The organism is Xanthomonas arboricola pv. juglandis (genome assembly GCF_001013475.1).
Classification (GTDB): Bacteria; Pseudomonadota; Gammaproteobacteria; order Xanthomonadales; family Xanthomonadaceae; genus Xanthomonas; species Xanthomonas arboricola.
Genome location: NZ_JZEF01000003.1, coordinates 675,832 through 693,369, shown reverse-complemented (window position 1 = coordinate 693,369; position 17,538 = coordinate 675,832). Strand labels below are relative to the sequence as shown.

The window sequence follows — 17,538 nt, the reverse complement described above, 5'->3', positions numbered from 1 at the left end:
TTGTGCGGTTTACGCCACACCAGATGGCGCTTTGCAGAAGACGATGCGTGATTGCGCCTTTGGATCAATCGCGACAGTGGGCAAGCACTGGCGCTACGACCAGCCTCTTTCGACATTGTCAGGCCGCTTCGGTCCGACCACGTGGTGCGTCAGGTGGTGTTCGACCGTAGCTGGCAATCCGCATTGGATGTGTCGGCTCAACGACACGCGGTTGAGGCACAGGTGCGTGTATCAACACGACTGCTCTTCACGACCACTCTTCGAACCTTGCTCGCACGATGCGCAAGCAAGGCAGCGCATGCTCAATCGCCACGCGTCGCAGCTGCGCACCGCAGCCGGGCGCGCTCTGCTTCACGTGCACTCACATACATCCCTACCCTATCCGCTCAAACAGCGCGACTGGCCACCGCCGACGCATGCACCAACTGCTCGCCGGGCCACGGCGTCTGGTCGTCGAGGAAGTTGCCGACCAGGCGCATACACGCCGGGCGTTCTTCCACATGCGGCATATGGCTGGAATTGGCGAACACATGCCACCGCGCGTCCGGGATCAGGCGTGCGTACGGCTCCACCGTTTCCGGTGTGGCCTCGTCGTATTTGCCCGACAGCACCAGCGTGGGCGCGTTGATGCGGTGCAGGCGCTCGATGATGCTCCAGTTACGCAGGCTGCCGACCACATGGAATTCGGTCGGGCCATTCATCGCGTGATACACGGTCGGGTCGGCGTCGATGGCGGCGAAGGTGCGCGCCACTTCCGCAGGCCAGGGCAGCACGCGGCAGACGTGCTGGGCGTAGAACACCTGGCTTGCGGCGCGATAGGCCGGGTCGTCCAGGGTGCCGGCCGCTTCGTGCGCGTCCAGCGCCGCCTGAATGTCCTCGGGCAGACGCGCGCGCAGCCGCAGCGCCGCAGCGCGCCACAAGCCCATCGATGCCGGGGAGTTGGCGATCACCAACGCACGCAGGCCGGCCGGCCGCCGCACCGCATGCTCGGCCGCCAGCATCCCGCCCCAGGACTGCCCGAGCAGCGCGTACTGCGACAGCCCCACCTGCGTGATCAAGGCCTGCAACTCGTCCAGAAACAGCCCCACCGTCCAGAAACCGGGGTCTGCATCGGGAAGATGGGTGGACTTGCCGTTGCCGAGCTGGTCGTAATGGATCACCGCGCGGCCATTGGCCGCCAGGTCCTTGAAGCTGTCCACATAGTCGTGGGTGCAGCCGGGGCCGCCGTGCAGCACGATCAGCGGGCAGGCGTCGCTGCGCAGGTCGCCGGTGATGCGGTACCAGGTCCGGTACCCACGGAATTCGACGTAACCCTCGGTGGACTGCATGACCTGCGCCTGCTAACGGCAAGAATGAGCGCCGAGCCTAGCGAGGCAACCGCCGCGCGTTAACTGGCAAAACTCCCAGGTTCGTGGCGCTTTCGAAGATCGGGGCCGGCTGCGCGGGCGATGCGATCCAGCTGAACGCGTATTTGGTCGCCAGGACGGGCATCAATCAGGGCAGAGATTGCGCCTGCCGATCGCAAATTCTCGCCGCAGCGAAATCGTCTATCGCGGCATGTCGCCGCAGCCGAGCACGCCGGGCTTACGGCTCCAGCAATCGATAGTGCATGCCGCGCACGACGGCCTCGACGCGATTGCGCGCACCCAGCTTGCGCGCTGCCGAGTTCAGATGCAGGTTCACCGTGGCCGTGGAACGGTTGAGCGCAGCGGCGATGCTCTTGGCTGTCAGCCCTTTTGCCGAATACTGCAGGCATTCGCGCTCGCGGCGGGTCAGCGCGATGTGGTGGCAGCGGCGTTCCTGCGGATCGAGCAGTTCCTGCGCGCGTGCCTGGAAGGTATGCGCCAGCAGCAGGAATGGCGACAGCTGCGCTTCGGCCAGCCGTGGCGCCTCGGCCGCGACCGCATCGACCGCAGCGCTGAATGTCGCGAACGCGCCACCCGGCAGGTGCAGAGGCACGGTGACACCGGTTCCCATACCGCTATCGCACAGATAACGCGTGACCTGCCGATGCTGGCTGCCGACGTATTCCACGCCCTCCATCTCGCCGTCGCTGCGGTAGGACCACACGAATGGCGTGGTGCGTCGCGTCGCGCGCTGCTGCACCGGGTCGTGCTGGTAATAGCCGTGCTCGCACCAGATGTGCTGCATGTCGCCCGGCGCATTGCGCTGCATGAACACCGACGGGGTGATCAGTGCCCCTTCCAGGCTCAGCGGGACCGGCGCGTAGTCGTAGACCAGGGACTGGAAGCCCAGCCCGCAGACGTCGGAAAACACCCGGTCCAGGCAGGCATTGAGCGTGTGCAGCGCCTGCAGGTCGCGGCCCAGGCTGGCCAGAGTGTCGAACATGTGGGGTCCTTCGGTGTCGACGTACGCCGCTGGATGACATCCGGCATGGAAAACCTAGCATTTTTACCAATGGATGGGCTTGGCGGCCACATTATCGTCACAATGCCGGTCGGATGGCTGCACTGCAGCATCGACGTGCAGACGCTCCCACGGCGCCTGCGTCGCGACCCGGCATTCCTTTCAGCGGACACCTGCATGACCGACACCCCCCGCCGCAACGATGCGGCCGCGCTGGAACGCTTTGGCTACACCCAGGAGCTCAAGCGGCAGCTGACGCTCAAGGACCTGCTGATCTACGGGCTGGTATTCATGGTGCCGACCGCGCCGTTCTCCATTTTCGGCGGCGTGTTCGACATCAGCGCCGGGATGGTGCCGCTGACCTACCTGCTCGGCTTCGTGGCGATGCTGTTCACCGCGTTGAGCTACCAGCAGATGTCGCAGGCGTTTCCGGTCGCCGGCTCGGTGTATGCGTATGTGGGACGCGGCCTGAGCAGCGGCATGGGCTTTCTGGCCGGCTGGGCGATCCTGCTGGATTATCTGCTGGTGCCCACCCTGCTCTACGTGGTCGGTGCCAACGCCATGCACAACGTGTTGCCGGCCGTGCCGCAGCCGGCGTGGATCGCCTTCTTCGTGGTGCTCAACACGCTGGTCAACCTGCGCGGCATCGAAACCACCGCGCGGGCCAATCGCTTCTTCCTCTACGCGCAGCTGGTGGTGCTGGCGGTGTTCGTGGTGCTGGCCAGCCTGGCGATCCAGCGTGGCGTCAATGGTGCGCACTGGAACCTGCGTCCGTTCTACAACCCGCAGGCCTTTTCGCCGCAGCTGATCTTCAGCGCCTTGTCGGTGGCGGTGGTGTCGTTCCTGGGCTTCGATGCGATCTCCACGTTGTCCGAAGAAGCCCGTGGCGGCAACCGCGTGGTCGGGCGCGCGACCCTGCTGGCGCTGTTGCTGGTGGCCGGCTTGTTCGTGCTGCAGACCTGGCTGGCCGCGCTGCTGCAGCCCACCCTGCAACGCTATCCCAGCGCGCAGGCCTCCAACGATGCCTTCTTCGAGATCGGGCGCCTGATCGCCGGGCCATGGTTGCAGATCGTCATTGCGCTCACGGTTGCGATCAGTGCGGCGATCGCCAATTCGCTGGTGGCGCAGGCCGCCACCTCGCGCCTGTTGTTCGCCATGGCGCGTGACCGCCAGCTACCGGCCTTCCTGCGCTACATCCATCCACGCACCGGCGTGCCGCAGCGTGCCATCCTGCTGGTGGCAGGCTTGAGCATGGTGCTGGGCGAAGTCTTCGTCGGACAGATCGCGCTGCTGTCCTCGTTGTGCAATGTCGGCGCACTGACCGCCTTCATCCTGTTGCACGTGGCGGTGCTGTGGCATTTCCGCGGACAGGGCCGCAGCGTGCTGTTGCATGTCGCCACGCCGTTGATCGGCATTGTGATCCTGGCCTATGTGCTGATCAATGCCGACCAGCATGCGCAACTCGGCGGCACGGCCTGGATGGTGGTCGGGCTTGCAGTCCTGGGGTTTCTCAAAGCCAGTGGTCGCTCGACCGACTTCCGCGCCAGCGACGCGTTGGAGTAATCCGTCGCGAGCCGATATGCAGCCTTGCTGACGGCCGCCGGCGTCATCGACATGCCTGCTTGCAGGGACTTAGAGCGCGCCTTGTTAAGGCCCGCAAAGGATATGCGCGCTCGCTATCCCACATGCAGCGTATCCACCTGCATCGCCTGACAGCTTGATCAAGGCGGCGCTGCCGGTGCACTGCGTGATCGCAGTTGCCGCAGGTAGAGCGGCGTACGTATTGCACATGATTCCTGGGATGCGCCGCCATGCGCATGCGCATGCGCATGCGCAAAGTCACTGGCAGGGCGTGCACACATCGACCGCTGCGTACAAAAAAACGATGATCTTTTTATCGACTATCAATCTCTGAACGAGATTTTCAGCACATATTCATCTTTAAACATTCGCTAGTCTCGTTCGGCGCCAACGATGGCGCCCGCAGGCTGTGGCCCCCGCCGCAGCCTGTCGTTCCCTGACGAGAAGGACTACCCATGAATCGCAAGAATGCCTTGTACCTGGCGCTGTTTTCCGCCGTTTCCGGCGCTGCACTGGCAACGCCGCCGACCGAAATGGATGCGGCACCGGTGAGTACCGCGCCGCAGGCGGCCAAGCTCGGCGCGGCGACGTTGCAGTCGGCAAGTCTGCGTGGCGGCATCCTGCCCACGCGTGTGGTGCAACTCACTGCGCCCACCAGCGCCGAGATCGGTCGGGTGCGTGAGCGTCGCATCGCACAGGTCAAACATGGGCAGCCCTTGCAGATCGGGTTTTCGCGCGCGGTTGCCAAGCCTTTGGTGAATCTGGCCACGCTCGATTGGCAGATGGCCAAAGACGGCTCGCGCGTGGCGACCTTGAAGGTCGGCTCCGCGCAGGCGGCCTCGCTGCGTGCGTCGCTGATCCTGCGTGGTGCCGGCGCCACGCCGGGCGATCCGTCCAAGGTGACGCTGCGCTTTGCCGGCGACGATGGCCGGGTGTTCGAGCAATCCGGTGCCAGCTTCGCCGCCAGCGGCGACGCCATCGGTTGGTCGCCCACCGTCAGCGGCGAGAATCTGTTGGTGGAACTGTCGCTGCGGGCCGGCCAGTATCCGGAGAACTTCAGCCTGAGCATCCCGCAACTGTCGCACCTGGACATCAGCCCCACCGCCAGCGCGCGCGACATGATGACCATCGCCATCGGCGAGAGCGATTCCTGCCAGAACGATATCGTCTGCCGCGCCAATCCGACCGCCGGCTTCACCAATGCCGCAAAGGCGGTGGCGCGCATGGTGTTCACCACCAGCCAGGGCTCGTTCCTGTGCACCGGCACGCTGCTCAACAACACCAACTCGCCCAAGCGCAACCTGTTCTGGACCGCAGCGCATTGCATCAGTACGCAGACGGTCGCCAACACACTGCAGACCTACTGGTTCTACGACACGGCCACCTGCAACGGCAATACCGCCAGCTCGCAGGCCACCACCTTGACCGGCGGTGCATTCCTGCGCCACGCCAATACCACGCGCGATACCGCGTTGCTGGAACTGAAGACCGCACCGCCAAGCGGCGCGTTCTATGCGGCATGGAACAGCGCGGCGATCGGCGCGACCGGCACCTCGATCGTCGGCATCCACCACCCGTCCGGTGACGTCAAGAAGTATTCGCTGGGCACCGTCAATGGGCTGAGCACCAGCATCGACGGCAAGAGCCCGCTGTACCGTGTTGTCTGGAACGATGGCGTCACCGAGGGCGGCTCGTCCGGCTCGGGCCTGTTCACCGTCGCCAGCGGTGGCGCCTACCAGCTGCGCGGCGGCCTGTACGGCGGCTACTCGTTCTGCACCGCGCAGACCGATCCGGATTACTACTCGCGCTTCTCGGACGTGTATTCCAGCATTTCCACCTACTTCGGCCCGTAAGCGGGTGATGCGCGTGGCAGGCGGGTAGCGCCTGCCACGTGCGACTGCGCCTGGCCTGTACAGAGCGTGGTCGATTGTTTGATGTGCTGTGTGGATCGATCTGTACGGGTTGATGTTTTATGCGCTAACCCTTGGACCCCATCGGTCACGCGCGTCAGTCGTCATGCACTTCATCTGCAGTGCCCGGATGATGCAGACTTGGCAGCTCGTCCTTCACCTGGATCGGCATGCCCGTTCAACGCACTCTTTGTGTCATCGCCGTAGCTGCGCTCCTGGCCTTGTCGCTACAGGTCACCGCCCATGCAGCCGGCAAACCCGCCAATCGCGACGACGTCAGGGCCTACGCGCTGCAGCTGTGCCTGGACAACAACTATGAGCGTAGCGGCAAATACACCTCCGACCAGCTGCGCGATCGCTCGTATCTGCTGACGACCTATGCGCTCGACAATGCCAAGACCGGTGCCACCGACCGCCTGCACCGTTTCGTGGCCGAGCAGACGGCGGACTTCCATCGCGCCGAAGTGCCGATGAAGGACGAAGCCCGGCGCGGCCCGTTCAACAGGATCTTCGCGCAATGCATGGCGTTTTATCGTTCGCCTGCGTTGAACGCGTTCATTGCACGGGAACTCTGAAGGCAATCGATGCAGGTCCCCCGTTGGAAGGCAATGGATGGGTCGGCGTGACCGATTCGGGGCGGGCCATCGGACCGAGCAGTGCACGCACCACGTGCATCGCAGTTGCAGCTCTGCTGCATCGGGCGCGGGCATGCCAGTGCCGAGGTTTGCGTGATCCATTCGCAAACCCGGCAGCCCCACGCTAGTCTGGCGCAGTGCCACGCCCCGCCTGGCACATCCTCTTCCCCGCTTCGACAGGAGCCGTCATGTCCGCCGCTTCGCCACGCTCTTCCCGTCGCCAGGTGCTGCGCATCGCGCTGGCAGCGGCCACGCTGAGCGTGACGAGCCAGCTCGGTGCCGCACTACGGCGCGCACCGAAGGAAGACACTGCGCCGTCGGACCCGGCGTCACCGGCGCCCTTCCCGGCCAACGGCAGCGTGCTGGTGCTGCTCGGCACCAAGGGCGGCCCCACGCCATCACCACTGCGCGCCGCGGCCGCCAATGCGCTGGTCATCGACGGGCAGCCCTACCTGATCGACTGCGGCAACGGCGTTGCACAGCAACTGGCCAAGGCCGGCGTTCGCCTGCCTGCGCTGCGCGATATCTTTCTCACCCATCACCACTCCGACCACAACGCCGACCTGCTCAACGTGGTCTGGCTGGCGTGGGCCAGCGGTCTGCAGACACCGGTGCATCTCTATGGCCCGCCCGGTATCGCCAGGATGGTGGATGCGTTCGTCGAGATGAATGCCATCGACATCGATGCGCGCATCCGCGAAGAAGGCCGCCCGCCGTTCAAGCAGCTGATCCATGTGCACGAGTTCGACCAGCCCGGCACGGTGCTGCAGAACGACCAGGTCACCGTCACCGCGACGCTGGTGGATCACTACACGCTCAAGCCGGCGTTCGCCTACCGCTTCGCCGCGCGCGACCGCACGGTGGTGTTCTCCGGCGATACGCGTTACCTGCCTGCACTGGCCGAATTCGCGAAGGACACCGACATCCTGGTGCACGAGGTGATGTACCTGCCCGCGCTGGAAAAGATGCTCAAGACCAACGACAACGCACCGACCTTGCTCGACCATCTGCTCAAGAGCCACTCCACCAGCGAGGAAGTCGGCAGGATCGCGGCAGCGGCCAACGCAAGGATGCTGGTGCTCAATCACTTCGTGCCCGGCGGCGACCCCACGATCACCGATGCGATGTGGAGCGAGGGCGCGCGCAAGCACTACGCCGGGCCGATTGTGGTCGGCAAGGACTTGATGCGGTTGTAGCGAAGCAGCCGGGCACTGCAGCGATGGATCCGGCTGCGCACTGTCGTCAGCGCATTCGCCCTGTATCCGGCGGTGATATCGCCAACCGCTATCAAGCGGCACGCAGTCACCAGACATCGTGCAGAGCGGGCACGACACAGCAGGCGACACTGCATCTGTAGTCTCGTGTGTCCAAGAGCGGCTGACACGCAGCAAGCAGTCGTCAGGTGGGCGTGGACGGCGCGCTCGGAACCGGGGTGGAAGGGCGCGACGAGGCGTTACCGGTGACGCTCAATCGCGCGCAAGCGCGCTCCTACATTGGCCTGGCCCGTGCCGACGGCTGCGTGTCCCAGCCGCGCAGATCGTCGTAGACGGCCATGCGCGGATACCACTGGGCAATCTCGTAGATCTCGCCCTGCTTGCTGGCACTGACCGCAGTGCGCCCGCCCCAGGTGCCCGGAATCGTGTAGCGGTAGCGGACATGCACGGTCAGCGCCTTGCCGGCGCGGCGGCGCTGGTGGCGGGCGCGGCATGCGCGGACGAGGTGATGCATGCCAGCGACAGCGCAACGGCGAGCGATCGGCGCAAGGTGGGGAACATGCGTGAAATCCTGCGGCGGAGGGGATCCCCATCCTACGGTCGCCTTCGCCATGCACGGCACTGTCATTGGTCCCGGTTGCGGCATCGAACTTCTCTCGGCGGTGACAGGCTGCCCGGGGCGCAGCAGCCGCGGCCCGCGCGCGATCTGCAGATGCCGATCGCAACAGCCCTGCCCCGGCGGCGGCTAGCCCGCGCTTGTTAACTCAGTCGGCAGCAAGCCGCGACAAGCGCAACGCGCCATCCCCACCCTGGGCCAGCGCATCGCCCGGGTTGCTCAACCGGCAGCGGCGCAGCGACAGGCAGCCGCAACCGATGCAGTCGGTGAGCTGGTCGCGCAAGGCCTGCAGCTCGGCGATGCGCGCATCCAGTTGCCCGCGCCAACGTGCCGACATGCGTGCCCATTCCGCACGCGTGGGCGTGCGCTGGTCCGGCAGCACCGAGAACGCATCCAGCACCTGCTGCAACGGCACGCCGAGCCGTTGCGCCACGCGAATCACGGCGATGCGCCGCAGCACGTCGCGCGCATAGCGGCGTTGATTTCCGGCAGTGCGCAGGCTGCGGATCAGGCCCTTGCGCTCGTAAAAATGCAAAGCCGACACCGCCACGCCACTGCGCTTGGCCACTTCGCCCACGGACAACTCACGCTGCATTGCCTTGACCTCAACCTTGGTTGAGGCAGGATGCTGCGCGGCCATGACCGGTGCAAGCCCCATGGTCATGGCTCTACACACTTCAGTTTCTGGATGCTCGATGCCCGCCGATACCGCCCTGCCCGCCACGCCACTCAATGAGGCACAACCCACTTCCATCCTGGCCGCTCCGTACCGCGCCGCAACGCTGGGCATGGTGGCACTGGTATCGCTCAATGCCTTCGAATCGCTGGCGGTGGCCGCCGCCATGCCGACCGTCGCGCGCGAATTGAATGGCTTGCCGCTGTATGCGCTGGCGTTCGGCGGCACCCTGGCGACCAGCGTGGTCGGCATGACCGCCGCCGGGCGCTGGAGCGACCGACGTGGCCCCGGCGGGGCGCTGGCCTACGGCCTGCTGTGCTTCGTGATCGGCCTGCTGGTGGCAGGGCTGGCGCCGAGCATGCCGGTACTGATTGCCGGCCGCCTGCTGCAAGGCCTGGGGGCCGGCGCGTATTCGGTGGCGCTGTACGTGATCGTCGGGCGCCTGTATCCGGAAGCCCTGCGGCCCCGCGTGTTTGCCGCGTTCTCGGCCGGCTGGGTGGTGCCGTCGTTGATCGGGCCGGGCATCAGCGGATTGATCGTGCAGCACGTCGGCTGGCGCTGGGTGTTCCTGTCGGTGCCGCTGCTGGCGATACCGGCCGGGCTGATGCTGTGGCCGGCGATCCGCGGGCGCACCTGGTCCAGCGATACAGCGGGCGCGTCGGATCCCGCGTTGCGCTGGGCGGTGGGTGCGGCCTTGGGCGTATTGGGCGTGTATCTGGGCGGACAGCTGCATGGCACGAGCGCGTTGCTGGCGATGCTGCCGGCACTAGCGCTGACCGGGTACTGCGCCTGGCAGCTGTTGCCGGCCGGCACGCTGCGGCTTGCGCGCGGGCTGCCCAGCGTGATCGCGCTGCGCGGCATCGCGGCGGCGGCCTTCTTCGGCTTCGAGGCGTTCCTGCCGTTGCTGCTGTCGCGCGAACGCGGCCTGTCGCCGCTGCTGGCCGGCGTGGCGCTGAGCGTCGGCGCGCTGGGCTGGTTCAGCGGCTCTTGGTACCAGGGCCATAGCCGCGCCGGCTGGTCGCGCCCACGCCTGCTCAAGATCGGTGCGTGCTTCATGTCGCTGGGCATCGTGATCAGCGCGGGGGCGGTGTGGCCGGTCATCCCGGTGCCGGTGGCGATTGCCGGCTGGGCGCTGACCGGCCTGGGCATGGGCCTGCTGTATCCGAGCCTGTCGGTGTTGACGTTGTCGCTGTCGCCGCCGGCGCAGCAAGGCGCCAACAGTTCGGCGCTGCAGTTGAGCGAGGCGATTGCGGTGGCCGGCATGCTAGCGCTGGCCGGCGCCTTGTTCGCCACGCTGCTGGCCTCGGCGACTGCGGCCGCCTACCTGAGCGTGTTCGCCCTGGCATGGCTGCTGGCGGTGGCGGGCTTGTTGGTGGCGCGGCGGGTGTGATGGGTTTGCGGTGCGCGCAAATGAGAGAACACTGATCGCGAGGCTGACGTGTCGCGCTTTGTCGATGTGTATCGCCCGCATCGCATGCAGCGCGCGTACGGTCTGCACGGCTTGCATGATCCGCATGCTCGGAACGTCGCGTTGGCATGACGCAACCCAGGCCGGCACATCCCATCGCCGATAGCGCAACCGACTTTGCCGATCCTGCCGAGATCGCTGCGATCGGGACCGGAAAAACGCATCCGCGAGCGGCTGGTCATTTTTTCGCCACCCATCTTGATAGCGTTGCAGGCCGGGGCCTGCACCCACTTGTCCACAGCCTTGTGCAAGTTCCATCCACAGGGGGTGTGGAAAACCTGCGCTGCGCGGCAGGCAGCGCAGGACTTGCCCGCCACTGCAGCGTGTGTCAAGCGATACGGGACGACAGCTGCTTCATGCAGCGCGGGCCCTTACGTACCACCCGGCCATGCGGAAAAGCGCTTTACTCACGACCACATGCAAGGGCGATCGCGCCACACGGCAGCGCCGCGTCGCAGCGGCACTGCCTCACCCACTGCTGCATCAGTTCACGATCACGTGCGGCACGAAGCGCGAGGTGTCGCGGGTGATCGGGCCATCGTCGTCGCGCATGCCCAGCCCGGCCGGACGATCGGCCACCACCCAGCTGCCGACCAGCGCGTGCCGGCCATCGAACACCGGCAATGGATGATGCGCCTGCAGGATCGCCGGCCCGTCCACATACGGGCCATCGGTCTGCGCAGCGTCGCCCTGTGCGCTGACCAGGGAAATATTGGCCCCCTCGCGCGACAGCAGCGGCTTGCGTACCCAGCCTGCCGTGGGCGCTTCGCAGGTTTGCGCAAAGCGCGCCGCCAGCAGGTTGGGATGGCCCTGATGCCGCTCCCACAACAGCGGCAGGATGCCCTTGTTGCTCAGCACCGATTTCCACGCCGGCTCGATCAGGCGCACGCGGTTGGCGCACAACGCCGGGCCGAAGCGCTCTTCCATCATGAATTCCAGCGGATACAGCTTGAACAGCGTGTGGATCACCCGGTCCTGCTCATCGGTGAACCAGCCATCGGCGCTGAGGCCGATGTCTTCGATGGCCACTTCCTCGGTAATGATGCCCACCTGATGCGCGCAGTCGCGCAGGTAGCGCACCGTGGCGCGGTCTTCCAGCGAATCGCGCACCGCGGAGAAATGCATCTGCGCACCGATCGCGCCATCCACCGCCAACGCGCCCAGGGTTTCGCACAGCAGGTCCTGGATCAGGTTGTACTGATCGGTGCCCTTGGGCAGCGCACCGGCGGCGATCTGCTGTTCCAGCCACAGCCACTGGAAATACGCCGATTCGTACAGCGAGGTCGGCGTGTCGTAGTTGAGCTCATACAGCTTGGCCGGGCCGTTGCCGGCATAGGCCAGGTCCATGCGGCCGTACAGATGCGGGTCGCGGTTCTTCCACGAGGTGGCGATCCAGTCCCAGTAGAACGGCGGGATCGCCAGCTGCGTCATCAGCTGCTCCGAGCCCACCACCTCGTCCACCAACTGCATCGCCATGTCGTGCAGTTCCTGCGTGGGCGCCTCGATGTCGTCTTCGATCTGCTGCAGCGTAAACGCGTAGTACGCGCTTTCGTCCCAGTACCGCTCGCCGTCGATGGTGTGGAAATGGAAGCCGAGCGACTCGGCCTGCTCGCGCCAGTCCGGGCGCTCGGCAATTGCGATCCGTTGCATGTCAGCCGCCGTATCCGGAGCTGCGCCCGCCGCTACCGAACGAACTGCGCGCCGCCGCACTGGAGCCGAAACCCGAGCGCGACACGGTGATCGCCCGCGACGGCATGTCGATGGCGCCGCTGCGCCCGCGGACGGTGCCGACGCGGTTGCTGGCCAGATCGCCGTTGGGCTTGTAGTACCCACCGCTGCGGTAATCGCGGTACAGCGGAATCGAGCCGCCGTAGCGGTAGCCGCCACCACCGGTCATGTTGCCCAACGCGTAGCCCAGCAAAAACCCGCCCATCGGCGGGATCCAGCTCTGCTGGCCCTGCGCCGTCTGCACTGCCGTGCAACTGCCGAACTGCTCGTCGCACTCGTAGCGCGTACTGAAGCGCGGCGCGGCCTGCTGGTGCTTGGTCACCGCCTCGTCGTAGGCCTTGAGGCATTGCTGGATGTCGGTCTGTTCCTGCTTGATCTGGTAGCAGTCGGAGGCCGACTGCAGTACCACGCCGGTTTCCGGTTCGGAGCCGCAGCCGGTGACGAGGGCGGCCGGCAATGCGGCCATCAGGGTGAGCTTGAGATTGCGTGATCGCTTCATGCCTGCGCTCCGTTACGGCGTGATCGCCGCGGCATTGATCAGCCCGACCGCGATCGACACGCCGGCCGAGAAGATGCCGGCGGCGGTGACGTTGTCGGTGATCTGCCGCGAGATGCGCCCGGCCACCAGGTTGGCCAGCAGATACGCCACGACCTGGATGCCGCAGGCGACCGCGCCCCAGATCAGCGCATCGACCAGGCTCACCGAATGGGTGATGGCCGAATGCAGCGGCAATGCCACACCGATCAGGTTGCCGGCCAAGGCGGTGGCCGCAGCCACGTTGCCCTGCCGCAGCAGGGTGAAATCCTTGTGCGGGGTAACCAGGGTCACCAGCACCACCGCCACGATCAACACGCCCAGGCCGGTGCCGAAGTAGGAAAGAAACGCGAGAAAACTCTGCAGGTTGATCGGGTTCATGACAGGACCAGGGTAAGTGGAAGACGAGCGCGCACGCTCAGGTGATATCCAGATCGGCGACGGTGACATCGATGCCGACCGCATAGGTGACGCAGAACTCGTTGGGGCCGGAATCCTCGCCGGTGACCAGCAGGAATTCCTCGCGCTGCAGCTCCGGCACATCGCGGCTGTAGAGCATGGCGTAGTGGGTCAGATCGCCATCGCGGCGCGGGGGCTGATAGCGGTACAGCACCTCGTCGTAGGCGATCGGCGGGATGCGCGCGGCACCGTCGGTGGACTGCGTGGCGCGTTGCCAGCGCTTGCCGGCGTACTCGATCTGCGCCGCACCCAGATGCGGATGCTGCATCACGAACTCCTGAAACGCCTGCTTGCTGGGCGGATTGACCGTCTCGCAATACACGAAGGCCTTCATCGCCTCCAGATCGCCGCCAACGGTGGTGACCTGCAGGAACGCGTCGTCGTCCAGATAGAAACGATGCAGGGCATAGCCATCGCCCAGATTGACGTGGCCGTAGCACGGAATGCCTTGATGCCCGCCCGGCAACTCGGCGGTCATGGCCTCCGGTGCCATGCGGTACAACGTGGTATCGATCTCCAGCTGCCCACCTACGCGCAAGCCCAGCGGCAGCGCGTGACCGATGGCGCCGGTGCCGGCGGTGGGCAACGGCGGCGGCTGTGGTTGACCGAACAACTTGCTGAAAAAACTCATCGTCATGCACCTTGTGGCGATGGGGAACGGGACACGGCGGCAGCGCGCAGGGCCTGCCAGGCGATGGCAGACACGGGCACGCGCTGTTCGGCCAGGTAATACAGCATGGCACCGGCCGGCACCGCGGTGTGTGCGGGCGGGTTCAAGCGCAGCGCGCCATCGGGCGCGCGCAGGCCCAGCAACAGGGCGCCGCGCTGGCCGAAATCGGCGGCCAGCCCGCGGTAATCCAGCGGGTCGACATCGGCAGGAACCGCCAGGCTGAACTGGGTCGGGCCATCGTCCACCGACAGCAGTTCGGCCGTGATCGCCGCGCTGCCCGGATCCTGCGCCGCGCGGGCCAGGATCTGGGCGGTCATCGGCCGCGTGCATTCGATCGCCGGATAGTGGCAATTGACCAGCCGCGCGGCGCTGCCCGAGTCGAAGTGCGCCACGACGTGCGCACGCGGCGCATGCGCCATCAGCGCGAACACCGCCGCCAGGGTCTGGTCGTCCGAGGGCGGGTTGACGATCACCCGCGCCGCGCCGGCGATGCCGGCACGCAGGTACACCTCGGTATGCGTGTAGGACTCGGCGGCGATGAAGCGCATATGGTCGGGCATCGGGTTCTCGGCCACGCCCTCGGCAATCAACACCACGCCTTCGTCGTCGGTGGCGGTGTCGGACAGCAACAGTTCCAGCAAGCGTGTGGACGCGGCGCCCTGCCAGCCGATCAGGATGGTGTGCCCGCGCAGATCGGCGTAAGCCATCTTGCCCATGTGGTGGCGCCTCCAGAAGGTGATGAGCACGCCGCTGGTCTTGGCCAGCACCGTGGCGAACAGCGCCACCGCGCCCGGCATCAGCACGAACGCGGCGATATAGCGCCCGGCCACCGAACCCGGCGACAGGTCGCCGTAGCCGATGGTGGTGGCGGTGGTCATGTAGTAGTACGGAAACGCGTCCAGGCCAACGAGCTTTTGCTCGCCGGCCAGCAGCAGCAACACCCAGCTCAGCCCCATGTGCGCCAGCAATGCCAGCGCCACCATGCCCCAGCTGACGCGGCGCACGTGGCGCCGCAATACCCGCAACAGCTTTCCGACGATGATCATGGCGCGTCCTGTGCCGTGCGGCGGATCAGCTGTCGCTGCGCGGAACCTGCTGTACGTCGCGCACCTGGCCGATCAGCGGCGCGCTGCCGCCGGCGGTGTCGTGGCCGAGCTGGGCCGGCTTCTTGAAGCGTGCCAGCACTGCGGCGGCGTTGGACTCGCCTTCCATCAGGCCGGCCGCGGCCAGACGCCGGTTCAGATCGCCGTCGCCGCTGGATGCCTCCAGCTCTTCGGCCGATTCGATGCGTGCGGAGGTTTCGGCCTGACGCGCCTTGATCCGCTCCAGCGATTCCAGTGCCGAGCCCATCTTGCTGCTGGCACCGGAATGGCGCGCGGCAATCGCCGCCTGCGCCTTCTGCACCGCGTCGGTGGCCTTGACGGTGTCGATCTGCTGGCGCATGCCGCGCAGCTGGTTCTCGGTCTTCTGGATGGTGGCCTTGAGCGTCACCACCGACTGGTCCAGCGAGCTCTTGGAGGCCTTGTCGCCGGCGTCCTCGCTTTCCAGCGCCGCCAGCTTGACCGCCACGTCGTGCGCCAGTGCCTCGTCGTTCTTGGCCAGCGCACCTTCGATGTAACGCGTGTATTCGGCCATCTTGCCGGCGCGCGCGTCGATCTTCTGCTGGGCGAGCTTGCTCTGCGCCATCAGCTTGGTCAGCTCTTCGCGCGAGCGCGTGAGCTGGGCGCCGGCATCGCGCATTTCCTGGTCCAGGATGCGCAGCGCGTTGGCGTCGACCGCCTTCTGGCCGGTTTCGTGTGCAGTGCCACGCAGCAGCGTGATCAGCTTTGAAAAGATACTCATGACAACACGCCTTTAGGAAAAGAACGGCTTGAGAGATTCGGCGGCATCCAGCGTATTGGCCGCCAGGGTCTGGATTTCCTCGTCGATCTGGTCGAGCGTGGACGACGCCGACAGTTCGCCAAAGACCACATAGCTATCCTTGCCGTCGACCTGCACCAGGCCCAGGTTGGACAAGGGATTGAGCGGGTTGAGCCGCAGGCAGGCGTCGTTGAACGCCGCGCGGTCGCTGACCTGGTCGGCATTGGCAAGCAGCGTGGAAACGAACACCTGCGAGCCGGAGGCGGCGACCTGGATCTGCATGTCGCCGTGGTCGGCCAGGGTGAGGTTGATGGCCGGCTCCAGCCCGTCGATCAGTTCGACCTCGATCGGCTGGTCGCGGTAGCGCTCGGCCAGCAGGCCGTGCAATTCGACAGTGGTGTACTGCGTCATACGATGTCCTGTCCTTTGGTCATGCAGCGGTGGTGATGCAGATGCCGCTGCGGTGATGCAGCAGCAGCCGTGCAATGGGCGGACATACTACAGACTGTCCGCGACCGGCAGAAAGGGCCGGAAGTCAGCCGGTCAGGCCAGCTGCAGGCGGTAGTAGACCACCCGTTCAGTTGGCTCGAAGCCGCATGCCGCATGCGCTGCCTGGGCGCCGCTGTCGTCCAGCCGCGCATCGGAGGCCAGCTCCGCGCAGCCCTGCTCCCGCGTCCACTCCACTGCCGCGGCCACCAGCGCGCGACCGAGCCCGCGGCCGCGCCAGGCCGGACTCACATACCAGCCTTCCAGAAAGCCCACCGGCGTGCTCTCGGTGCCATTGACGTAGTCGTGGCGCACCGACACCTCGGCAAACCCCAGCGCCGCATCTGCGTCGTCCACCACCAGCAGGTGGCTGGCGTCTACCTGCGCCAGCGCGGCCTGCAGCTCGGCGACGCTGTCGTCGGCATCGGGCCACAAGGCCAGGCGCAGGGCCAGCAAGGCCTGCGCATCGGCGCCCACCGCCGTGCGCACCCGCCAGCCGGCCTGCGTGCTCACGGATACAGCATCCGCTTGCTCCAGTGGCTGGCCGCATCGGCCTCGTAACGCCAGCGCTCGTGCAGGCGGAACTTGGCGCCGTACCAGAACTCGAACGCCTGCGGCACCACCCGGAACCCGCCCCAGCCCTCCGGGCGCGGCACCTCGCGGCCTTCGAAGGTGGCTTCGACCTTGGCGATGGCCGCGTCGAACTCCTCACGCGAGCCCAGCGTCTGCGACTGCAGCGAGGCCCAGGCGCCGATCTGGCTCATGCGCGGGCGCGAGGCGAAGTAGGCATCCGATTCCTCCGCACCGACCAGTTGCACGCCGCCTTCGATGCGCACCTGGATGCCGGCCTCGCGCAGGCTGCGCCACAGGAACAGCAGGGCGGCCTGCGGATGGGTCTGCAGGTCGCGGCCCTTCGCGCTGTCCAGGTGGGTGTAGAACACGAACCCGCGCGCATCGAAGGCCTTGAGCAGCACGGTGCGCGCGCTCGGCCGGCCGTCCACGTTGGCGGTGGCCACGGTCATTGCGCTGGCTTCAAGTTCGGCGCCGGCCTGCGCCTCGGCGTACAGCGCGGTAAAGGTGGCAAGGGCTTCTGCGTACAGATCGGTCATGACGGTGCGAGGGCAGCAAGATTGACGCCTATTGTGGGCGCATCGGGCCTGCTTCGCCTACGCGCGGCGGTCGACAGGCCCGCGCCCGCTGCCAGGACCTGCGGCTGGCGCCTGAAACGCAGGTCGCGCGCATCGGGGCGTCTTCGCGTCACTGACGCTGGCTGCCAAGCATTCGCCACGGGTTGCGTGCGACCGCTCAATCTTCAGCGGTCCACGCGGCCGTT

Annotated in this window: 19 protein-coding genes and 1 other RNA gene; 6 read left to right on the top strand and 14 right to left on the bottom strand. The window is 66.3% G+C overall.

From position 1 onward, the window contains the following. Positions 1-386 precede the first annotated feature (386 nt). Both XARJCFBP2528_RS13680 and XARJCFBP2528_RS13675 read right to left on the bottom strand, forming a co-directional pair. On the bottom strand, positions 387-1,328 hold the full coding sequence (locus XARJCFBP2528_RS13680) for a proline iminopeptidase-family hydrolase (protein ID WP_047124797.1): 942 nt from the start codon (positions 1,326-1,328) through the stop codon (positions 387-389). Between the two features lie 256 nt (positions 1,329-1,584). Beyond that, the gene (locus XARJCFBP2528_RS13675) at positions 1,585-2,349 is read right to left on the bottom strand and encodes a LuxR family transcriptional regulator (protein ID WP_016904441.1); all 765 of its coding nucleotides are present in this window, start codon (positions 2,347-2,349) and stop codon (positions 1,585-1,587) included. 195 nt (positions 2,350-2,544) lie between these two features. On the opposite strand from XARJCFBP2528_RS13675, the gene XARJCFBP2528_RS13670 reads away from it, so the two are divergent. The 5 genes from XARJCFBP2528_RS13670 to XARJCFBP2528_RS13655 all read left to right on the top strand — a co-directional run bounded on the left by XARJCFBP2528_RS13670 (position 2,545) and on the right by XARJCFBP2528_RS13655 (position 7,689). After that, positions 2,545-3,930 (top strand): APC family permease, encoded by a 1,386-nt coding sequence (locus tag XARJCFBP2528_RS13670; protein ID WP_026064804.1) that lies wholly within the window; start codon positions 2,545-2,547, stop codon positions 3,928-3,930. A 154-nt stretch (positions 3,931-4,084) separates the two neighbouring features. Next, positions 4,085-4,282 (top strand): hypothetical protein, encoded by a 198-nt coding sequence (locus XARJCFBP2528_RS23485; protein ID WP_144422004.1) that lies wholly within the window; start codon positions 4,085-4,087, stop codon positions 4,280-4,282. Positions 4,283-4,403: 121 nt separating this feature from the next. Further along, positions 4,404-5,801, top strand: coding sequence for a trypsin-like serine peptidase (locus XARJCFBP2528_RS13665; RefSeq protein WP_016904443.1), 1,398 nt, complete (start codon positions 4,404-4,406; stop codon positions 5,799-5,801). A 227-nt stretch (positions 5,802-6,028) separates the two neighbouring features. Next, entirely contained in the window at positions 6,029-6,433 is a 405-nt protein-coding gene (locus tag XARJCFBP2528_RS13660; protein WP_039813377.1) for a hypothetical protein, read from the top strand. Positions 6,434-6,681: 248 nt separating this feature from the next. After that, positions 6,682-7,689: an MBL fold metallo-hydrolase gene (locus tag XARJCFBP2528_RS13655; protein WP_026064806.1), complete on the top strand. Its 1,008-nt coding sequence runs from the start codon at positions 6,682-6,684 to the stop codon at positions 7,687-7,689. Positions 7,690-7,868: 179 nt separating this feature from the next. Here the strand turns inward: XARJCFBP2528_RS13655 and XARJCFBP2528_RS22600 are convergent. The 3 genes from XARJCFBP2528_RS22600 to soxR all read right to left on the bottom strand — a co-directional run bounded on the left by XARJCFBP2528_RS22600 (position 7,869) and on the right by soxR (position 8,918). Then, a non-coding RNA gene (locus tag XARJCFBP2528_RS22600) (sX9 sRNA) lies at positions 7,869-7,927 on the bottom strand. Between the two features lie 54 nt (positions 7,928-7,981). Next, positions 7,982-8,221 carry a hypothetical protein gene (locus tag XARJCFBP2528_RS13650; protein WP_016904446.1) on the bottom strand — a complete coding sequence of 80 codons (240 nt, stop codon included), beginning with the start codon at positions 8,219-8,221 and terminating at the stop codon, positions 7,982-7,984. Between the two features lie 250 nt (positions 8,222-8,471). After that, a complete protein-coding gene (soxR, locus tag XARJCFBP2528_RS13645) occupies positions 8,472-8,918 on the bottom strand; it encodes a redox-sensitive transcriptional activator SoxR (protein ID WP_026064807.1) in 447 nt (148 codons plus the stop codon). Between the two features lie 100 nt (positions 8,919-9,018). Between soxR and XARJCFBP2528_RS13640 the strand changes: the two genes are divergently transcribed. After that, the gene (locus tag XARJCFBP2528_RS13640; RefSeq protein WP_016904448.1) at positions 9,019-10,389 is read left to right on the top strand and encodes an MFS transporter; all 1,371 of its coding nucleotides are present in this window, start codon (positions 9,019-9,021) and stop codon (positions 10,387-10,389) included. Positions 10,390-10,950: 561 nt separating this feature from the next. Here XARJCFBP2528_RS13640 and XARJCFBP2528_RS13635 read toward each other — a convergent pair. The 9 genes from XARJCFBP2528_RS13635 to pdxH form a co-directional block, all read right to left on the bottom strand. Further along, a complete protein-coding gene (locus XARJCFBP2528_RS13635; protein ID WP_047124796.1) occupies positions 10,951-12,117 on the bottom strand; it encodes a glutathionylspermidine synthase family protein in 1,167 nt (388 codons plus the stop codon). A 1-nt stretch (position 12,118) separates the two neighbouring features. Further along, positions 12,119-12,694 (bottom strand): DUF1190 domain-containing protein, encoded by a 576-nt coding sequence (locus tag XARJCFBP2528_RS13630; RefSeq protein WP_016904951.1) that lies wholly within the window; start codon positions 12,692-12,694, stop codon positions 12,119-12,121. Positions 12,695-12,706: 12 nt separating this feature from the next. After that, on the bottom strand, positions 12,707-13,111 hold the full coding sequence (locus XARJCFBP2528_RS13625; protein ID WP_005995053.1) for a DUF350 domain-containing protein: 405 nt from the start codon (positions 13,109-13,111) through the stop codon (positions 12,707-12,709). Positions 13,112-13,148: 37 nt separating this feature from the next. Next, a complete protein-coding gene (locus tag XARJCFBP2528_RS13620) occupies positions 13,149-13,826 on the bottom strand; it encodes a YjfK family protein (protein WP_047124795.1) in 678 nt (225 codons plus the stop codon). Continuing rightward, positions 13,823-14,905: a potassium channel family protein gene (locus XARJCFBP2528_RS13615; RefSeq protein WP_047124794.1), complete on the bottom strand. Its 1,083-nt coding sequence runs from the start codon at positions 14,903-14,905 to the stop codon at positions 13,823-13,825. Before XARJCFBP2528_RS13615 ends, XARJCFBP2528_RS13620 begins: the two co-directional genes overlap by 4 nt. Before the next feature lie 25 nt (positions 14,906-14,930). Further along, the gene (locus XARJCFBP2528_RS13610; RefSeq protein ID WP_039515231.1) at positions 14,931-15,701 is read right to left on the bottom strand and encodes a PspA/IM30 family protein; all 771 of its coding nucleotides are present in this window, start codon (positions 15,699-15,701) and stop codon (positions 14,931-14,933) included. A gap of 12 nt (positions 15,702-15,713) precedes the next feature. Beyond that, positions 15,714-16,130, bottom strand: a complete 417-nt coding sequence (locus tag XARJCFBP2528_RS13605) for a YjfI family protein (RefSeq protein WP_005995044.1) — start codon at positions 16,128-16,130, stop codon at positions 15,714-15,716. Positions 16,131-16,262: 132 nt separating this feature from the next. Then, entirely contained in the window at positions 16,263-16,718 is a 456-nt protein-coding gene (aac(6'), locus tag XARJCFBP2528_RS13600; RefSeq protein ID WP_047124793.1) for an aminoglycoside 6'-N-acetyltransferase, read from the bottom strand. Beyond that, the gene (gene pdxH, locus XARJCFBP2528_RS13595; protein WP_016904371.1) at positions 16,715-17,314 is read right to left on the bottom strand and encodes a pyridoxamine 5'-phosphate oxidase; all 600 of its coding nucleotides are present in this window, start codon (positions 17,312-17,314) and stop codon (positions 16,715-16,717) included. The genes aac(6') and pdxH overlap by 4 nt, the downstream gene beginning before the upstream one ends. Between the last annotated feature and the right edge of the window lie 224 nt (positions 17,315-17,538).

Coding starts and splice junctions, on each gene's coding strand:
- XARJCFBP2528_RS13680 (WP_047124797.1), bottom strand. CDS start 1,328: ATGCAGTCCACCGAGGGTTACGTCGAATTCCGTGGGTACCGGACCTGG.
- XARJCFBP2528_RS13675 (WP_016904441.1), bottom strand. CDS start 2,349: ATGTTCGACACTCTGGCCAGCCTGGGCCGCGACCTGCAGGCGCTGCAC.
- XARJCFBP2528_RS13670 (WP_026064804.1), top strand. CDS start 2,545: ATGACCGACACCCCCCGCCGCAACGATGCGGCCGCGCTGGAACGCTTT.
- XARJCFBP2528_RS13665 (WP_016904443.1), top strand. CDS start 4,404: ATGAATCGCAAGAATGCCTTGTACCTGGCGCTGTTTTCCGCCGTTTCC.
- XARJCFBP2528_RS13660 (WP_039813377.1), top strand. CDS start 6,029: ATGCCCGTTCAACGCACTCTTTGTGTCATCGCCGTAGCTGCGCTCCTG.
- XARJCFBP2528_RS13655 (WP_026064806.1), top strand. CDS start 6,682: ATGTCCGCCGCTTCGCCACGCTCTTCCCGTCGCCAGGTGCTGCGCATC.
- XARJCFBP2528_RS13650 (WP_016904446.1), bottom strand. CDS start 8,221: ATGCATCACCTCGTCCGCGCATGCCGCGCCCGCCACCAGCGCCGCCGC.
- soxR (WP_026064807.1), bottom strand. CDS start 8,918: ATGCAGCGTGAGTTGTCCGTGGGCGAAGTGGCCAAGCGCAGTGGCGTG.
- XARJCFBP2528_RS13640 (WP_016904448.1), top strand. CDS start 9,019: ATGCCCGCCGATACCGCCCTGCCCGCCACGCCACTCAATGAGGCACAA.
- XARJCFBP2528_RS13635 (WP_047124796.1), bottom strand. CDS start 12,117: ATGCAACGGATCGCAATTGCCGAGCGCCCGGACTGGCGCGAGCAGGCC.
- XARJCFBP2528_RS13630 (WP_016904951.1), bottom strand. CDS start 12,694: ATGAAGCGATCACGCAATCTCAAGCTCACCCTGATGGCCGCATTGCCG.
- XARJCFBP2528_RS13625 (WP_005995053.1), bottom strand. CDS start 13,111: ATGAACCCGATCAACCTGCAGAGTTTTCTCGCGTTTCTTTCCTACTTC.
- XARJCFBP2528_RS13620 (WP_047124795.1), bottom strand. CDS start 13,826: ATGACGATGAGTTTTTTCAGCAAGTTGTTCGGTCAACCACAGCCGCCG.
- XARJCFBP2528_RS13615 (WP_047124794.1), bottom strand. CDS start 14,905: ATGATCATCGTCGGAAAGCTGTTGCGGGTATTGCGGCGCCACGTGCGC.
- XARJCFBP2528_RS13610 (WP_039515231.1), bottom strand. CDS start 15,701: ATGAGTATCTTTTCAAAGCTGATCACGCTGCTGCGTGGCACTGCACAC.
- XARJCFBP2528_RS13605 (WP_005995044.1), bottom strand. CDS start 16,130: ATGACGCAGTACACCACTGTCGAATTGCACGGCCTGCTGGCCGAGCGC.
- pdxH (WP_016904371.1), bottom strand. CDS start 17,314: ATGACCGATCTGTACGCAGAAGCCCTTGCCACCTTTACCGCGCTGTAC.